This window comes from Streptomyces mutabilis (assembly GCF_014649815.1).
GTDB lineage: Bacteria > Actinomycetota > Actinomycetes > Streptomycetales > Streptomycetaceae > Streptomyces > Streptomyces mutabilis.
Genome location: NZ_BMTT01000003.1, coordinates 81,134 through 99,101, shown reverse-complemented (window position 1 = coordinate 99,101; position 17,968 = coordinate 81,134). Strand labels below are relative to the sequence as shown.

Annotated in this window: 8 protein-coding genes and 1 pseudogene; 7 read left to right on the top strand and 2 right to left on the bottom strand. The window is 72.2% G+C overall.

All coding sequences use genetic code 11. The features are described 5' to 3' along the window. The first annotated feature begins 18 nt into the window (after positions 1–18). From IE142_RS08630 to IE142_RS38725, 3 genes are all read left to right on the top strand, one after another. On the top strand, positions 19–10,965 hold the full coding sequence (locus tag IE142_RS08630) for a non-ribosomal peptide synthetase (RefSeq protein ID WP_191885137.1): 10,947 nt from the start codon (positions 19–21) through the stop codon (positions 10,963–10,965). After that, positions 10,952–12,652: an ABC transporter ATP-binding protein gene (locus tag IE142_RS08625; protein WP_191885136.1), complete on the top strand. Its 1,701-nt coding sequence runs from the start codon at positions 10,952–10,954 to the stop codon at positions 12,650–12,652. The genes IE142_RS08630 and IE142_RS08625 overlap by 14 nt, the downstream gene beginning before the upstream one ends. A 141-nt stretch (positions 12,653–12,793) precedes the next feature. Next, on the top strand, positions 12,794–12,871 hold the full coding sequence (locus IE142_RS38725; RefSeq protein ID WP_370443954.1) for a 50S ribosomal protein bL37: 78 nt from the start codon (positions 12,794–12,796) through the stop codon (positions 12,869–12,871). 87 nt (positions 12,872–12,958) lie between these two features. Here the strand turns inward: IE142_RS38725 and IE142_RS08620 are convergent, their stop codons facing one another. Next, positions 12,959–14,080, bottom strand: a complete 1,122-nt coding sequence (locus IE142_RS08620) for an alpha/beta hydrolase-fold protein (RefSeq protein WP_191885135.1) — start codon at positions 14,078–14,080, stop codon at positions 12,959–12,961. 88 nt (positions 14,081–14,168) lie between these two features. Here IE142_RS08620 and IE142_RS08615 point away from each other — a divergent pair, with 88 nt between their 5' ends. Beyond that, entirely contained in the window at positions 14,169–14,381 is a 213-nt protein-coding gene (locus IE142_RS08615; RefSeq protein WP_191885134.1) for an MbtH family protein, read from the top strand. 147 nt (positions 14,382–14,528) lie between these two features. On the opposite strand, the pseudogene IE142_RS08610 reads toward IE142_RS08615, so the two are convergent. After that, a pseudogene (locus IE142_RS08610) lies at positions 14,529–14,696 on the bottom strand (HD domain-containing protein); the annotation flags it as partial. A gap of 180 nt (positions 14,697–14,876) precedes the next feature. Between IE142_RS08610 and IE142_RS08605 the strand changes: the two are divergent. The 3 genes from IE142_RS08605 to IE142_RS08595 all read left to right on the top strand — a co-directional run bounded on the left by IE142_RS08605 (position 14,877) and on the right by IE142_RS08595 (position 17,961). Then, on the top strand, positions 14,877–15,707 hold the full coding sequence (locus IE142_RS08605; protein WP_191885133.1) for an alpha/beta fold hydrolase: 831 nt from the start codon (positions 14,877–14,879) through the stop codon (positions 15,705–15,707). Positions 15,708–15,796: 89 nt separating this feature from the next. Further along, positions 15,797–16,882: a pirin family protein gene (locus tag IE142_RS08600; RefSeq protein WP_191885132.1), complete on the top strand. Its 1,086-nt coding sequence runs from the start codon at positions 15,797–15,799 to the stop codon at positions 16,880–16,882. Between the two features lie 479 nt (positions 16,883–17,361). After that, a complete protein-coding gene (locus tag IE142_RS08595) occupies positions 17,362–17,961 on the top strand; it encodes a response regulator transcription factor (protein ID WP_191885131.1) in 600 nt (199 codons plus the stop codon). Positions 17,962–17,968 lie beyond the last annotated feature (7 nt).

The following is a 17,968-nucleotide window of genomic DNA, read 5'->3' as shown; positions in this document are numbered from 1 at the left end:
AGGGGCGTTGAGTCTTCGATGATGGAACCGAGCGCTCGTCACATACCGCTTACTCCCGAGCAACTGGCCGACATCCGCCGCCGCACCGGCGACTTCCCCGACCGCACCATCGCCGAGGCCTGCGCCGTCGGACTGTCGTACTGGGCGGCCGGCCGCAGTCCCGACGGCTTCGACCTCACACCCGGCACCCTCTTTCCGGACGTACTGCGATGGGTCGACAACGGCGGCTCCCCGAGCGGCGGTCGGGACGTCGGAGCCGACGGCCGGAGCGTCCTGCTTCCGGAGGGCGTCGCGCTCGACGACGCCCGCCTAGCCCTGGACGACCTCGCCGACTTCCCGGACCGTCCCGTCGGCACCATCGCACCGGCCGGTGCGGCGACGCGGAGGGAGGAGCTGGCCCGGTGGAACGACACCGGCGCCGACCGCGTACGCCCGACCCTGGTGGAGATGTTCCGCGAGCAGGCGCGGCTCAGGCCGGACGCCGTCGCCGTCGTCGACGAGCGGCGGACACTGACCTACCGGGAGACGGCCCGGCTCTCCGCCCAGTTGGCCCACCGCCTGCTTGAACTCGGGCTCACCGCGGAGCAAGGGGTCGGCATCTCCCTGGAACGCTCCGCGGACATGGTCGTCGGACTGCTCGGCTTGCTCCAGGCGGGCTGCGCGTTCGTGCCGCTCGATCCGCACTGGCCGGCCGCCCGCCGATCCGTCGTCATCGAGGACGCCCGCGTCGCCGTACAGCTCAACGCCTCGGGAGAGCACGCCGCCGGCGAACCGGAGGCGGTGGCCGTGGACCTCGCCGACTGGTGTCACTGTTCCCTCCCCGATGAGCCCCCGCCAGTCACCGTCCCCGGCGGCGCCCTGGCCTACGTAATCTTCACTTCCGGCTCGACCGGACGCCCCAAGGGCGCCATGATCCGGCACGAGGCGATCAGCGAGCGCCTGCTGTGGCAGGCCCACGAAATCCTGGGCTTCGGCCCCGAGGACGCGTCGCTGTTCAAGGCGCCGCTCTCCTTCGACATCTCCGTCAACGAGGTCTTCCTGCCGCTGGTCTGCGGCGGCCGACTGGTTATCCTGCGGCCCGGCGGCGAGCGCGACCCGCACCACCTGCTGGGCGTCATCGCCGAGCAACGCGTCACCTTCACCTACCTCGTGTCATCCATGCTGGACGTGCTGCTGGAGATCGCGGGCGACTCCGGGCGCCTCGACAGCCTGCGGCACGTCTGGTGCGGCGGCGAGGTGCTGACCCCGGAGCTGTACGAACGGTTCCGCACCCGGCTCGACATCCCCATGTACCACGGCTACGGGCCCGCCGAGACGACGATCGGCGTCTCCCACGTCGTCTACCGCGGCGCGGCCGAACGCCTGTCGACGTCGATCGGCAAGGCCAACCCCAACACCCAGCTGTACGTGCTCGACGACGAACTGCGCCCCGTCCCGGTCGGCGTCGGCGGCGAACTGTACGTCGGCGGGTTCCTGCTGGGCCGCGGCTACGTGAACGCGCCGGGCCTGACGGCGTCCCGGTTCGTCGCGAACCCCTTCGCCGACGACGGCTCCCGCCTCTACCGCACCGGGGACCTCGCCCGCTTCACCCGCGACGGCTCACTGGACTTCCTCGGCCGGGCCGACAACCAGATGAAGATCCGCGGGATGCGGCTGGAGCTCGAAGACGTCGAGGTCGGCCTCGCCGAGCATCCCGGCGTCCGGCACACCTGCGTCGTCGCCAGGAAGAACACGGCGGGCGGCACCTACCTCGTCGGCTACGTGATCCCGGCCGCCGGGCACGACGGGTTGCGGGCCGCCGACCTCAAGGCGTGGGCCGGCGAACACCTGGTGGAGTACATGGTGCCCGCCCACATCGTCGTAATGGAGGCGTTCCCGCTCACCGCGAACGGCAAGGTCGACCGGCACGCGTTGCCCGAGCCCGAGCTCACGACGGCATCGATCCCGCCCGCCACGGAGAAGGAACGCGCGGTGTGCGAGGCGGTCGCGGCACTGCTGCAACTGGACCGCGTCGGCGTCGACCAGGACTTCTTCCAGCTCGGCGGCGACAGCATCCTCGCGATCTCGCTGCTCGGCGCCCTGCGCGGGACGGGGCTCCACGTCACGGCACGGCAGATCCTCACCCACAGCACTCTGGGGGCGCTCGCCGCGGTGGCGAGCCGTGAGGACACCGCGTTCGTGGACCACCGCGACGTGCCGACCGGCACCGTGGTGGGTTCCCCCATCGTGCAGTGGCTCGGCGAGATGACGGACGAGATCGACGGCTTCGTGCAGTCGGTGGTCCTCAACACCCCGGCGGAGCTGACCGCCGCCGCCCTCGACGAGGTCCTCGCCGCCCTGGTCGCGCGGCACGACATGCTGCGCGCCTGGCTGGTGCGCGGCGACCGCTGGAGCTTCGACATCCCGGAGGCGGACGGCTCCGCGCCACGATGGCGGGAGAGCGACCGGCCGCTCGAGGAGTGCGTCGCCCTCGCCACCGACGGACTGGACCCCGACCACGGCGCCATGCTGAGCGCCGTCTGGCGGCGCGAGGCCCGCCAGCTCGTCCTGGTCGCCCACCATGTCGTGATCGACGGCGTCTCCTGGCGAATCCTGATGGAGGACCTGGCCACCGGCTGGCGCCAGTGCGTCTCGGGAGTACCCGTCGAACTGCCCCCGACCGGCACGTCGTTCCGGCGCTGGACGCAGCTGCTGGAACGTGCGGCGTTCGACGCGGACAGTGCCTACTTCCGACGCGCCCTGCCGGGCCCGGACGAGCCGCTCGCCAGGCGAACGCCGAACGAGTCGGACACCGTCGCCCGGGAACGGGTCCGGACCGTTTCGGTGGGGCCCGAGGTCACGGCCGCCCTGCTGGGCGAGACGCCCGCGAAGTTCCACGCGGGCGTCAACGACGTCCTGCTGACCGCGCTCGCCGTCGCCCTCGCCCGCCGACGGCGCGACCTCGGACAGGACCAGACCTTCGCGTACATCGAACTCGAAGGCCACGGACGCGAGCCGCAGTTCGTAGCGCCGAGCGCCGGCTTCGAGCCCGAACTGTCGAGGACCGTCGGCTGGTTCACCACCCTGTTCCCGGTGACCGTGGACCCCGGACCCGCCACCGACCCCACCGCCCCCGAGTACCTGGCCACCGCGCTCAAGGCGGTCAAGGAAGACCTGTACCGAGTACCGGACAACGGCGTGTCCTACGGAGCCCTGCGCTACCTGGCCGACAGCGAGTTCGGCGCCCCAGCGCCCCAGGTGCTCTTCAACTACCTTGGCCGCTTCGAGGCGGGCGCGCCCGGAAACTGGCGACTCCCCGACACGACCGGCCGGCTGGGTGAACGGCGAGACCCGAGGATGCGCCTGCCGCGCCCCCTGGAGTTCAACGCGATCGCCGAACCCGACCCGACCGGCGGGTACCGACTGGCCACCACTCTGTCCTGGCCCGAGGGGATGTTCACCGAGGAGGACATCGAAACCCTGGGCGCCTACTACCTCCAGGCCCTGACCGGGCTCGCCGCCCTCGGACACGGCGGCCACTCGCCCAGCGACTTCGCCCCGCTGGTGCTCACGCAGGCCGACGTCGACGCCCTGGACGGACCGGGCCTGCGGGACATCCTGCCGCTCACCCCGCTCCAGGAAGGCCTCTATTTCCACTCCGTCTACGACGACGCCTCGACGGGTAGCTACGTCGAGCAGCAACTGCTCACCCTGGCGGGCGAGGTGGACTCAGGCCGGCTCGCGGCGGCGGCCACCCGCCTGCTCACGCTCCACCCGAACCTGGCCGCCCGTTTCGTGCCCCTCGCCGACGGCCGGGTGGTCTCCGTACTGGACAACGGTGCCGAGGCGCCCTTCACCACCCTCGACCGCCCCGGCATCACCGCCGACGAGATCCGCGACCTCGCCGAGCGGGACCGCCGTGCCGGGTTCGACCTGGCGACCGGCCCGCTGATGCGGTACACGCTCGTTCGCGGGGGCCCCGACGGCGATGTACTGGTGCAGACCGTGCACCACATCGTGGCCGACGGCTGGTCGGTGATGCCGATGCTGCGCACCCTGCTCGTCGAGTACCACGCGCCGGGGACGGTGCACCCGCTCGGCGGCTTCCCCGACCACGCGCGCCGGCTCGCCCGACGCGACGACGAGCTCGGCGTCCGGGTGTGGCGCGAACAGCTCGACGGACTCGCCGGCCCTTCCCTCGTCGCTCAGGGGCACACCCCGTCCGACCGGTTCGCCGACACCTCGGTGGAACCTGCGGACGACATCGAAGCGGCCGCCCGGTCGGCCGGTGTGCCGCTGAGCGTGGCCGTGCACAGCGCCTGGGCGGTGACGCTGGGCGGCGTCCTGCGCCGCACGGACGTGGTGTTCGGTTCCACGGTGTCCGGACGCGACGCCGACGTGCCCGGCGTCGGGGACATGGTGGGTCTGTTCATCAACACCGTTCCCCTGCGCGCCCGGTGGTCCGCCACCACCACCGCGGGGGACCTGCTCGCCTCGGTGAGGGAACACCAGGGCGCGGTGCTGCCGCACCAGCACGTCTCGTTGTCCGCCCTCACCCGTGCGGTCGGCTCCGGCACCCTGTTCGACACCTTGGTGGTCTTCGACGTCGCGACCGACGTCGAGGGTCTCCGGGCGCCGGACCACACGCTGGCGGTCACCCGCATCGAGAACGAGGGCGCACCCCACTACCCGTTGACCCTGGTGGTGGAACGCACGCCCGACGGCCGTGCCCGCTTCAACCTGATCCACGACGGCGAGCTGCTGCGCGAGTCGAGCGCCCGGCACATCCTGCACACCTTCGTCCGGACCCTCACGGGCTTGCTCAGCCGGCCGGACGCCCTCGTCGACGACTTGGTGTCCGAGGGAACCCGGCGTCCCGTACCGGTGCCCCCGACCACCCTGGCCGGGCTGTTCGACACCGCCGCGGACCGCGCCCCGGCCGCCGTCGCGGTCACCCAGTGCGGTCTCGACGGCACCACCCGGTCCCTCACCTACGGTGAACTCGTCGCCGCGAAGGACGCGTTGGCCTCCGCCCTGCGCGCAGCCGGAACCGGGCCGGGCCGACGGGTCGCCGTCGCCGTCCCACGCTCCGTGGAACAGGTCGTCGCCCTCGTCGCGATCGTCAGCGCGGGCGGCGCGTACGTGCCACTGGACCTGGCGTACCCAGACGACCGACTGGCGTACATCCTCGCCGACGCCAACCCGCAGGTCGTCCTGGTGGACGCGGGGCAATGCGACCGCTTCACCCGGCTGCTGTTCCGGACGGGCGTGTCCGCGCGCGTCCTCGTGCAGGGCGACGAGCGGCAAAGGGCCGAGGGGCAGGAGACCGAGCGGCAGCGGGCCGCCGGGAACGACCCGGGCGCCGGGCCCGACTGGCACGATCCCGCGTACGTGATCTACACCTCCGGCTCGACCGGCAGGCCCAAGGGCGTCGTCGTCCCGCACTCCAGTGTGGTGACGCTGCTCGCCAACACCCGGCACGACATGGATCTCGGCCCTGACGACGTCTGGGTCCAGTTCCACTCCTTCTCCTTCGACTTCGCGGTCTGGGAGCTGTGGGGCGCGCTGGCGCACGGCGGTCAACTGCTGGTGCCGGAATACGGGTTGACCCGTTCCCCGGTCGACTTCCACCGGCTGGTCCGCGAGCACGGGGTGACCGTGCTCAACCAGACGCCGTCGGCGTTCCACCGGTTCATGGAGGCCGACCGGCAGACCGGTGAGCCGCTGCCCGCACTGCGCCGCGTCATCTTCGGCGGCGAGGCACTGGACCTCGGGCGGCTGCGGGGCTGGGTCGCCCGGCACGGCACCGACTCGCCCGAGCTGGTCAACATGTACGGCATCACCGAGACGACCGTCCACGTCACCCATCGGGTGCTGACCGACGCCGACTTCGCCACCGGCGACGACGTCAGCCCCATCGGCGGCCCGCTGCCCGGCCTGGTCACCTACCTGCTCGACGACCGGCTCCGCCCGGTCCCATGGGGGGAGGAGGGCGCCATCTACGTCGCCGGTGACCAGGTGTCGCTCGGCTACCTCGGGCGGCCGGGGCTCACCGCCGGCCGGTTCGTGGCGAACCCGTTCACGGACGACGGTACGCGCATGTACCACACCGGCGACCTCGCCCGCCGGGCGCTCGACGGCGAGCTGGAGTTCACGGGCCGCGCCGACGACCAAGTGCAGCTCAAGGGATTCCGCATCGAACTCGGCGAGGTGGAGTCCGCGATCAGGGAACTCGACGGCGTGCTCGACGTGGCCGTCACCGTCGCGGACGCCGGCGACCACCTGGTCGCCCACGTCGTGGGCCGGGTGCCCGGGAACCTCACCGAGACCCTGTCGGCGAAGCTGCCCGCGTACATGGTGCCGAGCCGGGTGCTGCCCCTGGACGCCCTGCCGCTGACGGTCAACGGCAAACTGGACCGCACGGCACTCACCGAGCGCGCGGCCCGGGAACACCCGGAGGGCGAGCCGCGGCGCGTCGACGGCGGCCCGGACGAGGACGCCGTACTCGCCGCCCTGGTGGAGATCTTCACCACCACCCTGCCCGGAGCACACGTCGACGCCGACACCGACTTCTTCCGCGCCGGAGGGGACAGCATCGTCGCCATCACCGTGATCAACCGCGCCCGGGCCCTCGGTCTGCCGGTCGCGCCGAGGGACGTGTTCCTGTTCAGGACGCCGCGCGCGATCGCGGGACACCTGGCGCAGGGGAAAACCGGCGAACGACGGGCCACGGCGGCCGCGCCCGTCCGCCACGAGGACGGCCCGCTCCCGCCCACGCCGATCATCCTGCGCCAGCGGGAACTGGGCGGCTCGCTCGGTTGGTTCGCCCAGGCCAGGGCACTGCCCGCGCCCGAGGGTACCGGGTTCGCCGACGCCGAGCGGGCCGCGCGCGCCGTCGTCGCCGCCCACCCGGCCCTGCGGCTGCGGCTGCGCGTCGACCACGGGGTCTGGTCCCTGCGCACCGAACCCGCCCGTGAGGTCACCGTCGACCGGACGGACACCGACGCCACGTCCGCCGCGAACCAGGCCGCCGGACGACTCGACCCCGAGACCGGGCGCGTCGTCGCGTTCTCCTGGCTGGAGGCGAGCCGGACCCTGGTGGTCACCGTCCACCACCTCGCCGTCGACTCGGTCTCCTGGCTCATCCTGCTGGACGACCTGACCACCGTGATGCGCGGCGCACCCCTGGCACCGCCCACCACCTCCTACACCGCATACGCCGAAGCGCTCGCCTCCCGGCCCACCCACGACGCCGGCGACCTGGACCACTGGATCACCACCCTCCGGGCACCCGCGCCGCTCCCCACCGGCGGCCCCCGGCGCGACACCACGGCAGTCCTCGCGCCCGACCTGAGTGAACGCCTGACGAGGACCGCGCCGGTCGCCCTCGGCGTCGGCATGACCGAGCTGCTCTGCGGCGCCCTGCGCGTCGCACTCACCCGAGTCCAGCCCGAGCCCACCGACCTCGCGATCGACCTGGAGCGGCACGGCCGGGTCCCCGCCCTCCCACACCACGACTACACCCGCACCGTCGGCTGGTTCACCGCCGTCGCGCCCGTGCGACTCACGGCGCACACCGATCCCGTGGCGGCCGCGAAGGAGGCCGACGCACGCTGTCCCGGCGAGGACGCGCACGTCGCCTACGGCCGGCTCAGGTACCTCGACCCGCAGACGGCGCCGCTGCTGACCGCACGCCCGCAGGTGCTGTTCAACTACCTCGGCCGGGGCGCCGAGTCCCGGGTACCGCACCTCACCACCGGCGACCAGGGCAGCCCGTACGCCGTCGAGGTCAACGCCTGGACCGACGACGCCACCGGCAGCCTGCATGCCGCCTTCACCCTCGCCGCGGACATCCCCGACGAGATCACCGAGCACTGGCACCGGGCACTGGAACGCCTCGCGGACGCCGCCGCGACGGCCGAGCGCACGGCACCGGTCACCCCGCTCCAGCGCGGCCTGTTCTTCCAGGCCCAGCTGGCGGGACCCGCCGGGCACTACGTCGCGCAGAGCTGGTACACCTTCGACCGGCGCCTCGACCCCGGCGCGCTGGCCGACGCGATGGCGTACGTGATCGCGCGGCACCCCGTCGTGGGCGCCGGCTTCACCACCGACGAGGACGGGAATCCGGTCCAAGTGCTCGCGGCGGGCCGGAGGATCGACGTCCGTACGGTGGCGGCGGCGACGGACGCCGAGGCCGAGGCCCTGCGGACGCGGGACCGGGAGGCCGGCTTCGATCCGGGGGAGCCGCCACTGATCCGGCTCACCGTGGTGCGTCTGCCCGACGACCGCGACGGCCTGCTGCTCAGCTACCACCTGCTGCTGTGGGACGGCTGGTCCCGCGAGATCGTGCTGCGGGACCTGTTCGACGCCTACCGGGCCGTACTCGACGGACAACTGCGGATTCCGGTCCCGGCCACTCCGAGCTTCGAGGACCACGCCCGGCGACTCGCCGCCGAGGACCCCGCCGACGCGGAACGCTTCTGGGCGCGGCACCTGTCCGGCCTGTCCGGACCGACGCTGCTCGCCGGACCGGCACCCGCGCTCCCGGACGACCTGCCACGAGCCCTCGTGCACACGCTGTCCGCCGAACGATCCGACCGGCTGCGTGACGCCGCGCGGACGCACGGCGTCACGCTGAACTCGGTGCTGACCGGCGCGTTCGGCCTGCTGCTCGGCGCGCACACCGGCCGGGACGAAGCCGTGTTCGGCGTGACCGTCTCCGGCAGGGAGGGCGAGGGGCTGTCCGACATCGTCGGCGTCCTGCTGAACACCGTGCCGATGTGGACACGGCCACGGCCGGGTGACACGGTCCGCGCGTACCTGACGGCCGTGCAAGCGGCCCGGGTCGAGGCGATGGAGCACGAGCACCTGGGGCTCGGCGAGATCCAGCGGGCCAGTGGGCACGACACGCTCTTCGACAGCCTCTTCGTGCTGCAGAACTTCCTCGACCTGGACGCCTTCGCCGAGATGAACGCCCGGCACGGCATCACCTCGGCACAGGCCGACGACTCCACGCACTACCCGTTCACCTGGGTCGTCACCCCCGGCGACCGGCTCACCGTCAAGCTGGAGTACCGCGACCACGACAACGCGCACGCACGCCGTCTTCTCGACGACTACCTGGGCGTGCTCGACGACCTGGCACGGTCGACGGGCCCGGTCGGGGCACTGCCGGGGGTGGGGCCGCGGCCCACGCCCGCCGCGCGCACGGACGTCGGCACGGACACCGTCGTCGACCGGTTCGACCTGGCCGCGGACCGCGCCCCGGGACGGGTGGCGCTCGTGGCCCACGGTTCGGCGATGACCTTCGCCGGACTGAGGGACCGCAGCCGGGCCGTGGCCGGGGTCCTCGCCCGGCGCGGCATCGGACCCGAGACGACCGTGGGCCTCGCCCTCCCGCGCTCCCTCGACTCCGTCGTGGCGCTCTTCGCCGTACTGCGCGTCGGCGCCGCGTACGTGCCCCTGGAGCTGGACCACCCCGACGAGCGGATCGCCGCGATCGTCGCGGACGCCCGCCCGGAGATGATCCTCACGGTGAGCTCCGTGTCGCCCCGGCTGACCGGCGACCTGATCGAACTGGACCGCCCGCTGCCCGAGGCCGAACCGTTCACCACGTTCGACCCCGACGACCCCGACCGGCTGCGGCACCCCGCGTACACGATCTACACCTCCGGGTCGACCGGGAAGCCCAAGGGCGTGGTCACCGAGTACGCCGGACTGACCAACATGCTGGTCAACCACCAGCGCCGCATCTTCGGGCCGGTGCTGGCCGAGCACGGCCACCGGGTCTTCCGGATCGCGCACACGGTGTCGTTCGCGTTCGACATGTCGTGGGAGGAGCTGCTGTGGCTCGCCGACGGCCACGAGGTGCACATCTGCGACGAGGAGCTGCGCCGTGACGCGCCCCGCCTGGTCGCCTACTGCCTGGAGCACGGCATCGACGTCGTCAACGTGACCCCGACCTACGCGCAGCAACTGGTCGCCGAGGGTTTGCTCGACGACCCGGCCCGCAGGCCCGCGCTGGTGCTGCTCGGCGGGGAGGCCGTTACCCCCGCCCTGTGGCAGCGGCTCGCCGACACGGAAGGGACGGTCGGCTACAACCTGTACGGGCCCACCGAATACACCATCAACACCCTCGGCGTGGGCACCTTCGAGTGCCAGGATCCGGTGGTCGGCGTCGCGATCGACAACACCGACGTGTACGTCCTCGACCCGTGGCTGCGGCCACTGCCCGACGGGGTCCCCGGCGAGCTGTACGTGTCGGGCGTCGGCATCGCGCGCGGCTACCTAGGACAGCCCGCGCAGACCGCGCACCGCTTCGTCGCGTGCCCCTTCGGCGCTCCGGGCGAGCGCATGTACCGCACCGGGGACCTGGTGGTCCGGCGGCCCGACGGCAACCTGATGTACCTGGGCCGCACCGACCAGCAGGTCAAGATCCGGGGGCACCGGGTCGAACTCGGCGAGGTCGAGGCCGTGTTCGCGGCGCACCCGGCGGTGCGGTTCGTCGCCGCGGTCGCGCAGCCCGACCCCCAGGTCGACGGTGCGTACCGGCTGGCCGCCTATCTCGTGCTGCACGGCGCCGACCTGGCGGCGGTCGCCGCCGAAGTGGGCGCCGGGCTGCCGGACTTCCTGCGCCCCACGCACTACGCCCAGGTCGACGGCATCCCGCTGACCGTGAACGGGAAGGCCGACACCAAGGCGTTGCCGGAGGCCAAGCCGCTGGGCGCGCTGAAGACGGCGGGGGAGCGCGGCCCGGCGACGGAGACGGAGACCGTGGTGTGCGAGTTCTTCGCCGAGGCACTGGACCTGGACGACGACGAGGTGAGCGCAGTGAGCGATTTCGTGTCCCTCGGCGGACACTCCATGCTGGCGGTGCGGCTGACCGGGCTGCTCCGCCGCGAGTACGGTCCGGTGATCACGATCCGTGATCTGTTCACCCTGCGAACCCCGGAAGCGATTGCCCGCCACCTCGATGACAACTGCTGACACGAAGCGGCCCCGCCCGGGGGCCGACATCCTGCGCACCGCGCTGCGCCGCAATGTGGGCGCCATGGCCGGGGGCACCGTCCTCATGGGCCTGTACCAGGCCGGTGAGACCGCCTTCCCCATCGCCCTCGGCCTGATCGTCGAACACACGATGCGGGCCCGGAGCCTCGGCTCCCTCGGCGTGTCGATCGCCGCCCTGGCCGTGATCATCACGACCGTGTCGCTGTCGTGGCGGTTCGGTATGCGCGTCCTGCAGAAGGCCAACACCACCGAGGCGCACCGTTGGCGCGTCCGGGTGGCGGAGTGCGGACTCCAGCCGGTGGCCCGGGACGTCGACCTCAAGTCCGGCGAGGTGCTGACCATCGCCACCGAGGACGCCGACCAGACCGCGGACATCATCGAGGTGGTGCCGCTGCTGATCAGCTCTCTGGTCGCGGTGCTGATCGCGGCCGTCGCGCTCGGACTGGCCGACCTGCGGCTCGGCGTGCTCGTGATCGCCGGTACGGTCGCGATCCTGACGGTCCTGAGCGTGACGTCCAGACGGATCGGCTCCAGTACGCGCGAGCAGCAGGCCCGGGTGGCGCGGGCCGGCGCCAAGGTCGCCGACCTGATCATCGGCCTGCGCCCGCTGCACGGCTTCGGCGGCAACCACGCGGCGTTCCGGTCCTACCGGAAGGTCAGCACGGAGGCGAAGCGTCAGGCGGTCACCGTCGCGAAGGTGAACGGCGTCTACGCGGGCACCGCGTCGGCCCTCAACGCGGGCCTCGCCGCCGCCGTGACCCTCACGGCCGGCTGGCTGGCGTTCGCAGGGCGGATCAACATCGGCGAACTCGTCATGGCCGTGGGGCTCGCGCAGTTCATCGTGGAGCCGCTGAAGCTCTTCTCCGAGATGCCGAAGTACGTGATGATCGCGCGGGCGTCCGCGGAACGGATGGCGTTGGTGCTGACCGCGCCCCCGGTGACGACCCCGGGAGCGGAGCGGCCGGCCCCGGGCTGCGGGCTGGAGGTCGACGGCGTGTGCCACGGGGCGCTGCGCAAGGTGAGGTTCCGGGTCGCCGCCGGGGAGTTCGTCGCCGTCGCCGCCTACCAGCCGCGTGCGGCGGCCGACCTCGCGGCGGTGCTCGCGCTGCGTGTGCCGCCCGACGCGTACGAGGGTGCGGTGAGGGTCGGGGGCCGGGATCTCGCGGCCCTGTCGGTCGATGCGGTCCGCGAGCACCTGCTGGTCAACCCGTACGACGGGGAGATCTTCGCGGGCACCCTCCGTACCAACATCGACCCGTCGGGCACCAGCCGCCTGCTGCCGGAGGCCGTCGAGGCGTCCATGCTGACCGACGTCGTCGCCCTGCACCGCGAGGGCCTCGACCACCCCGTCCGCGACCGGGGAGCGAACCTGTCCGGCGGGCAGCGCCAGCGTCTCTCCCTGGCCCGCGCCCTCGCCGCCGACACCGACGTCCTCGTCCTGCGCGACCCGACGACGGCCGTCGACGCCGTCACCGAGCAGCTCATCGCGCGCAACGTCGCCAGGCTGCGCCGAGGGCGCACCACCCTCGTGATCACCAGCAGTCCCGCACTGCTGGACGTCGCCGACCGGGTCCTCGTCCTGGACGACGGAGTCGTCACCGCCGAGGACTCGCACCGCAACCTCCTCGCCACCGATGAGGACTACTGCCTCGCTGTGGCCCGGTGACCACCGGGGCGGTGACGTGTGCCACCTGTTTCTCTCCGTTTCGCGTGTTTGCGCTCGCGTAGACGGGAAAGGGGCTCTGTGATCACCGGTGGTGACAATCCGGTGCACAGCGTCCGGATCACGAGAAACAGGGAGGTATCGATGTCCTCGAAGCGACGTCGCAAGAAGAAGGCCCGCCGCAAGAACGGCGCCAACCACGGCAGCCGTCCGCAGAGCTGAGAACGGCGGGCCGCACCGGGTGGGTGGCCGGCGCCGCCCACCCCGGGGTGCCCCGGGCACCGCTCGCCCGTTCTCAGCGTTACGGGGTCACCTCGACGACCGCTCGCCGGGCCCGGCGAGAGCCCAGGCGACGTCCCGCAGCAGGGCGTGCCGCCAGCCGGCCCGGTCGTGATCCGACGGCGAGCGCCTGACCCGCACCGTCGCACCGGCCTCCTCGGCCAGCTTCTCCACCAGCGCGCAGTGGGGGAGCATCCGCCGCTCGTGCTCCCCCACGTCGAACGCGACCCGCAGGCCGGACAGGTCCGGACGCTTCCGCAGGAGTGCGGCGAGGGTACCGCCGACCGGACCGCCCAGTGGGTCCGTGAGGTCCGCCGAGCCGGGCGTCCACCAGCACGACGCCGACTGGCACGCGACCCGTGCCACCAGCTCCGGGAACCGCAGTGCCGCGTACAGGGCGCTGAGCCCGCCCAGACTCTGCCCCGCGACCACCAGCCGTTCCGCGTCGGCGGGCACCCCGGACCCCGCCACCAGCGGCAGCAGTTCGTCCCGGACCGCCTCCCACAGCTCGGGACGGCACCCGAACTCGGCCGGCCGGTCCTTGGCGGGCAGGAACACGAGGGTGGCCGGCGGCATGTCACCGCCGGCGACCGCCGATTCGAAGGCGGTCATCGCCGGGTGCAGGTGCAGCCAGTCGTCCCCGTCGAGGAGCAGTACCACCGGTCCGCCGCCACCCACCGGGTGGACCCGCACCGTACGCCGCCCACCGAGCCGTCCCCCGGCCCACCGCAACCGGGTGCGGGGCAGGGGCAGTACGTCGGCGGCGCCGACGACCGGCCAGTGCGGCTGGGCGGGCGCGTCAGGAGTCGCCGCGATCGACCGGTCCCCGCCCGCACCCTCCGGGTTGAGGGGATCGGCGTACGCGGCGCCGTCCACGAGGAACTGATACGTCACGCGCAACCGCACGGGCATCCGTACCTCGGCGTACCAGCAGTCCGTGTCGCCCCACCGGCGCAGTGGCACCGGCTCCGACCAGCTCTCGAAGACGACGCCGGCCGCCTCGGAACCGCGCCGCAGGAACAGCGTCGTCCAGCCGTCGCCGTCGCCGTCGTACACCGACGCCGGCGTGCGCGCGGCCGCCCAGAAGGCGTCGGTACCGGGTGCGCCGCGCAGTCCGTACGCGGCGAAGGCCTCTTCCCCCACCAGCCTCATCAACGTCTCCTTGTGGAGCGGAAAGCGGGAAAGCTAAGCTCGATTTCGATTAGGCGAGCCTAACCTAATGCACCGGGAGGTCCCGCGCATGAGCACCAACCCCTTCGACGACGCCGACGGCCGTTTCCTCGTCCTCGTCAATGACGAGGGCCAGCACTCGCTCTGGCCGTCCTTCGCCCAGGTGCCCGGGGGGTGGACGACGGTCTTCGGCGAGGACTCCCGCGACGCATGCCTCGCGTTCGTCGAGGCCAACTGGACGGACATGCGCCCCCGTTCCCTCGCCCGCTCCATGGACGCCTGACGCCCGACGTCGCGCACCCGGCTCACGAACGCCCGTTTCCTCACCATGGACCCCGACCACCCGTCGCCCATGACCTGGGCATCTGGCGGTGCCGGATCGTCGGGCTCGAGAGAGGGAAGGGAACTGACGACCTGACGGCAGGCCCGGTCACTCCGGCCAGGAGGAGTTCTCGATCACGTCGACGAAGTCCGTGTGCCGGAATCCGGGGACGAAGTGCTCCAGCACGTCCGCGTTCACCGTGCCGAACGTGGTGTCGGGGCGGTGCCTGAAGCCCTCGGTGAACGCTCGCGGGATCTGCTTCTCGAAGTCCGACCGGGCGGGCGGAAGTGAGGCATGCCGGACACGGGCGTAGGGTGGCTGGCGTGGATTCGACCGTGGCCCCCGGGTCGCGGAACGCAGCGCCTTGAACCGGCCGGGCCGGACACCACTCCCACCACGCACCAGTGGTATCCGAGCGCCCCGGCCGCGTCCGACACAGATGCGGGAGGAACAGCGATGGGTACGGTCACCACCTCTGACGGCACGAGCATCTTCTACAAGGACTGGGGACCGCGCGACGGCCGCCCGGTCGTCTTCCACCACGGCTGGCCGCTCACCGCGGACGACTGGGACAACCAGATGCTGTTCTTCCTCTCCCACGGCTACCGCGTGATCGCCCACGACCGGCGCGGCCACGGGCGATCGAGCCAGCCCCCGACGGGGCACGAGATGGACACCTACGCCGCCGACGTCGCGGCGCTGACCGACGCGCTCGACCTGGAGGGCGCCGTGCACATCGGGCACTCCACCGGCGGTGGTGAGGTCGCGCGCTACGTGGCGCGCGCCAAGCCGGGCCGGGTGTCCAAGGCGGTGCTCGTCGGCGCCGTACCACCGGTGATGGTCCAGTCCGAGACCAATCCCGGTGGTACCCCCATCGAGGTCTTCGACGGTTTCCGCGCGGCCCTGGCCGCCAACCGCGCGCAGTTCTACGTCGACGTACCGTCCGGCCCCTTCTACGGCTTCAACCGGGCGGGCGCGAAGGTCTCCCAGGGGCTGATCGACAATTGGTGGCGGCAGGGCATGACGGGCGCGGCCAACGCCCACTACGAGTGCATCAAGGCGTTCTCCGAGACGGACTTCACCGAGGACCTGAAGCGGATCGACGTGCCGGTCCTGGTCGCGCACGGCACGGACGACCAGGTCGTGCCCTACGCGGACTCGGCGCCGCTGTCGGTGGAACTCCTCAGGAACGGCACCCTGAAGTCCTACGAAGGACTCCCGCACGGCATGCTCTCGACCCACCCGGACGTGCTCAACCCCGACCTTCTGGACTTCGTGAAGTCGTAGTCCACGCCGTTCTCCGGTGGAGGGCACATCATCTCCACCATGAATGTTGAATGCGCAACTTTCATGTCGGGCTGGGAAGGGACGGCACGGTGAGCAACACGGAGACACGTCCCGCCGAGATGCGGTGCGGCGCGTCGGTGGACGAGGCGCCCGCCGCCGGCGTAGAAGTCCTCACCGCCCGGAACGTCCCCCTCGGCGGTCCGCGCGCCATGAACGTGCGGCGCACGCTGCCCCAACGGGCCCGGACGCTGATCGGAGCCTGGTGCTTCGCCGACCACTACGGCCCCGACGACGTGGCCGAGTCGGGCGGCATGGACGTCTCGCCGCACCCGCACATCGGCCTGCAGACGGTCAGCTGGCTGTTCGGCGGGGAGATCGAGCACCGGGACAGCCTGGGCACCCACTCCTTCGTCAGACCCGGCGAACTCAACCTGATGACCGGCGGCTTCGGCATCTGCCACTCCGAGGTCTCCACCCCCGGCACCACGGTCCTGCACGGGGTCCAGCTCTGGGTGGCGCTGCCCGAGGAGCACCGCGACACCGGGCGGGACTTCCAGCACCACGCGCCCGTCCCGGTGGTACTCGACGGCGGCACCGTGCGCGTCTTCCTCGGTTCGCTGGCCGGGGACACTTCCCCCGTGACCACGTTCACGCCGCTGCTGGGCGCCGAGGTGACGCTGGTCCCGGGCGGCACCGTGTCCCTGGACGTCGACACCGCCTTCGAGCACGGGGTACTCGTCGACATCGGTGACGTACGCGTCGACGGCACGACCGTGCGGCCGACCGAACTCGGCTACGTCCCATCGGGCCGCGGAACGCTCACCCTGACCAACGCGACGACCCGGGCGGCGCGGCTGGTACTGCTCGGCGGACCGCCGTTCCCCGAGGAGATCGTCATGTGGTGGAACTTCATCGGACGGTCGCACGACGAGATCGTGCAGGCGCGCGAGGACTGGATGAGGGGGGACCGCTTCGGCGAGGTGCACGGCTACGACGGGGCTCCGCTGCCCGCGCCGGAGCTGCCGAACACGCCACTGAAGCCGCGACGGAGGGTGCGCTGCCCGCTGCGGAGCAACTGCGGCATCGAGAAAGCCATGGTTCAGGTCCCTCGCCAGCCCGGCACCCTTGTCGCCGCCCGCCACCAAGGCTCGTCGTCACCGCCGCGGACGCGCTGATCGAGTGACGGCCGTCGTCGCCGTACCCCGGCGTGCGACCGCTGTCCCGGCGGCGGCCGCCGGTACGCCGGTGTGGCCCGCCGGGCCCTCGGCCGGCACACGCCCCGGGAGCCGGAGCGGACGGACCGATCGAGCCACATTCACTTCGCCTGTTTTGAGTCCGTGACGCCGGCTCGGTCCGGCAAGTACCGCCCCGGCCGTCGCGCATCCGCCCTCACGGACTCCCCGGGAGCAGCCAAGGCGCACCCCGTCCTTCGCGGGCATCGCGGTGCCCCGGTGTGCGACGGACGTGTTCCGGCCTGTTCCCGCATCGCCAGGGATCGCGTGTCGGGCGTCCAGAGCGGCGTGTTGGCATCGCTTCGCCCCCGTCCGACGGGGCTGAGTGCTTCTGGGGCGGCGCCCCGGGGCAGACGGCTTGGGGACTGGGGGACGAGCCCGGTGGTCCGTGGGGGCGACCGGGGAAGGCAGGGGGGTTGCACATGGTCCGTGTTCTCGTGGTGCACGACGCCGCGCTGTTGAGGTCGGCGCTGGTACAACTGCTGCGGTCCGCCGACGGTCTCGAGGTGTCGTCCATGCCGGCTCGCGGTGACAAGCCGGACGACCACGACTTGCCCGTGGACGTGTGCGTGGTCGACGGGCACTGTCTGGAGGGCCCGCGGGACGAAGTGGCCCGAGCGTCCTTCTGGGCCCGGTGCGGGACGCGGCTGGTCGTCCTCGCGGCACCCGAGCGGCCGGGGGTGTTGCGCAGGGCCTTCGACGCCGGCGTGCTCGGGTTCCTGGACAAGGACGCGCCCGCGCGGCGGCTGATCGACGCCGTGCACATGGTGGCCAAGGGGGAGCGCTTCGTCGACGAGCGGCTCACGGTCGCGTTGTTGCGGGCCTTGGAGATGCCGCTGACGGCCCGTGAGCTCTGCGTCCTCAGCGAAGCCTCACGGGGCTCGTCCGTCGCCGAGATCGCCGTCGGCCTGCACCTGTCCCGGGGGACGGTCCGCAACTACTTGGCCAGCGCGATCCGGAAGGTCGGGGCGCGCAACCGTGTGGACGCGATCCGCATCGTCCAGAACGCCGGCTGGTTGTGAGGACGGC

Coding starts and splice junctions, on each gene's coding strand:
- IE142_RS08615 (WP_191885134.1), top strand. CDS start 14,169: ATGAGCACCAACCCCTTCGACGACGCCGACGGCCGTTTCCTCGTCCTC.
- IE142_RS08595 (WP_191885131.1), top strand. CDS start 17,362: ATGGTCCGTGTTCTCGTGGTGCACGACGCCGCGCTGTTGAGGTCGGCG.
- IE142_RS08625 (WP_191885136.1), top strand. CDS start 10,952: ATGACAACTGCTGACACGAAGCGGCCCCGCCCGGGGGCCGACATCCTG.
- IE142_RS08605 (WP_191885133.1), top strand. CDS start 14,877: ATGGGTACGGTCACCACCTCTGACGGCACGAGCATCTTCTACAAGGAC.
- IE142_RS38725 (WP_370443954.1), top strand. CDS start 12,794: ATGTCCTCGAAGCGACGTCGCAAGAAGAAGGCCCGCCGCAAGAACGGC.
- IE142_RS08620 (WP_191885135.1), bottom strand. CDS start 14,080: ATGAGGCTGGTGGGGGAAGAGGCCTTCGCCGCGTACGGACTGCGCGGC.
- IE142_RS08630 (WP_191885137.1), top strand. CDS start 19: ATGATGGAACCGAGCGCTCGTCACATACCGCTTACTCCCGAGCAACTG.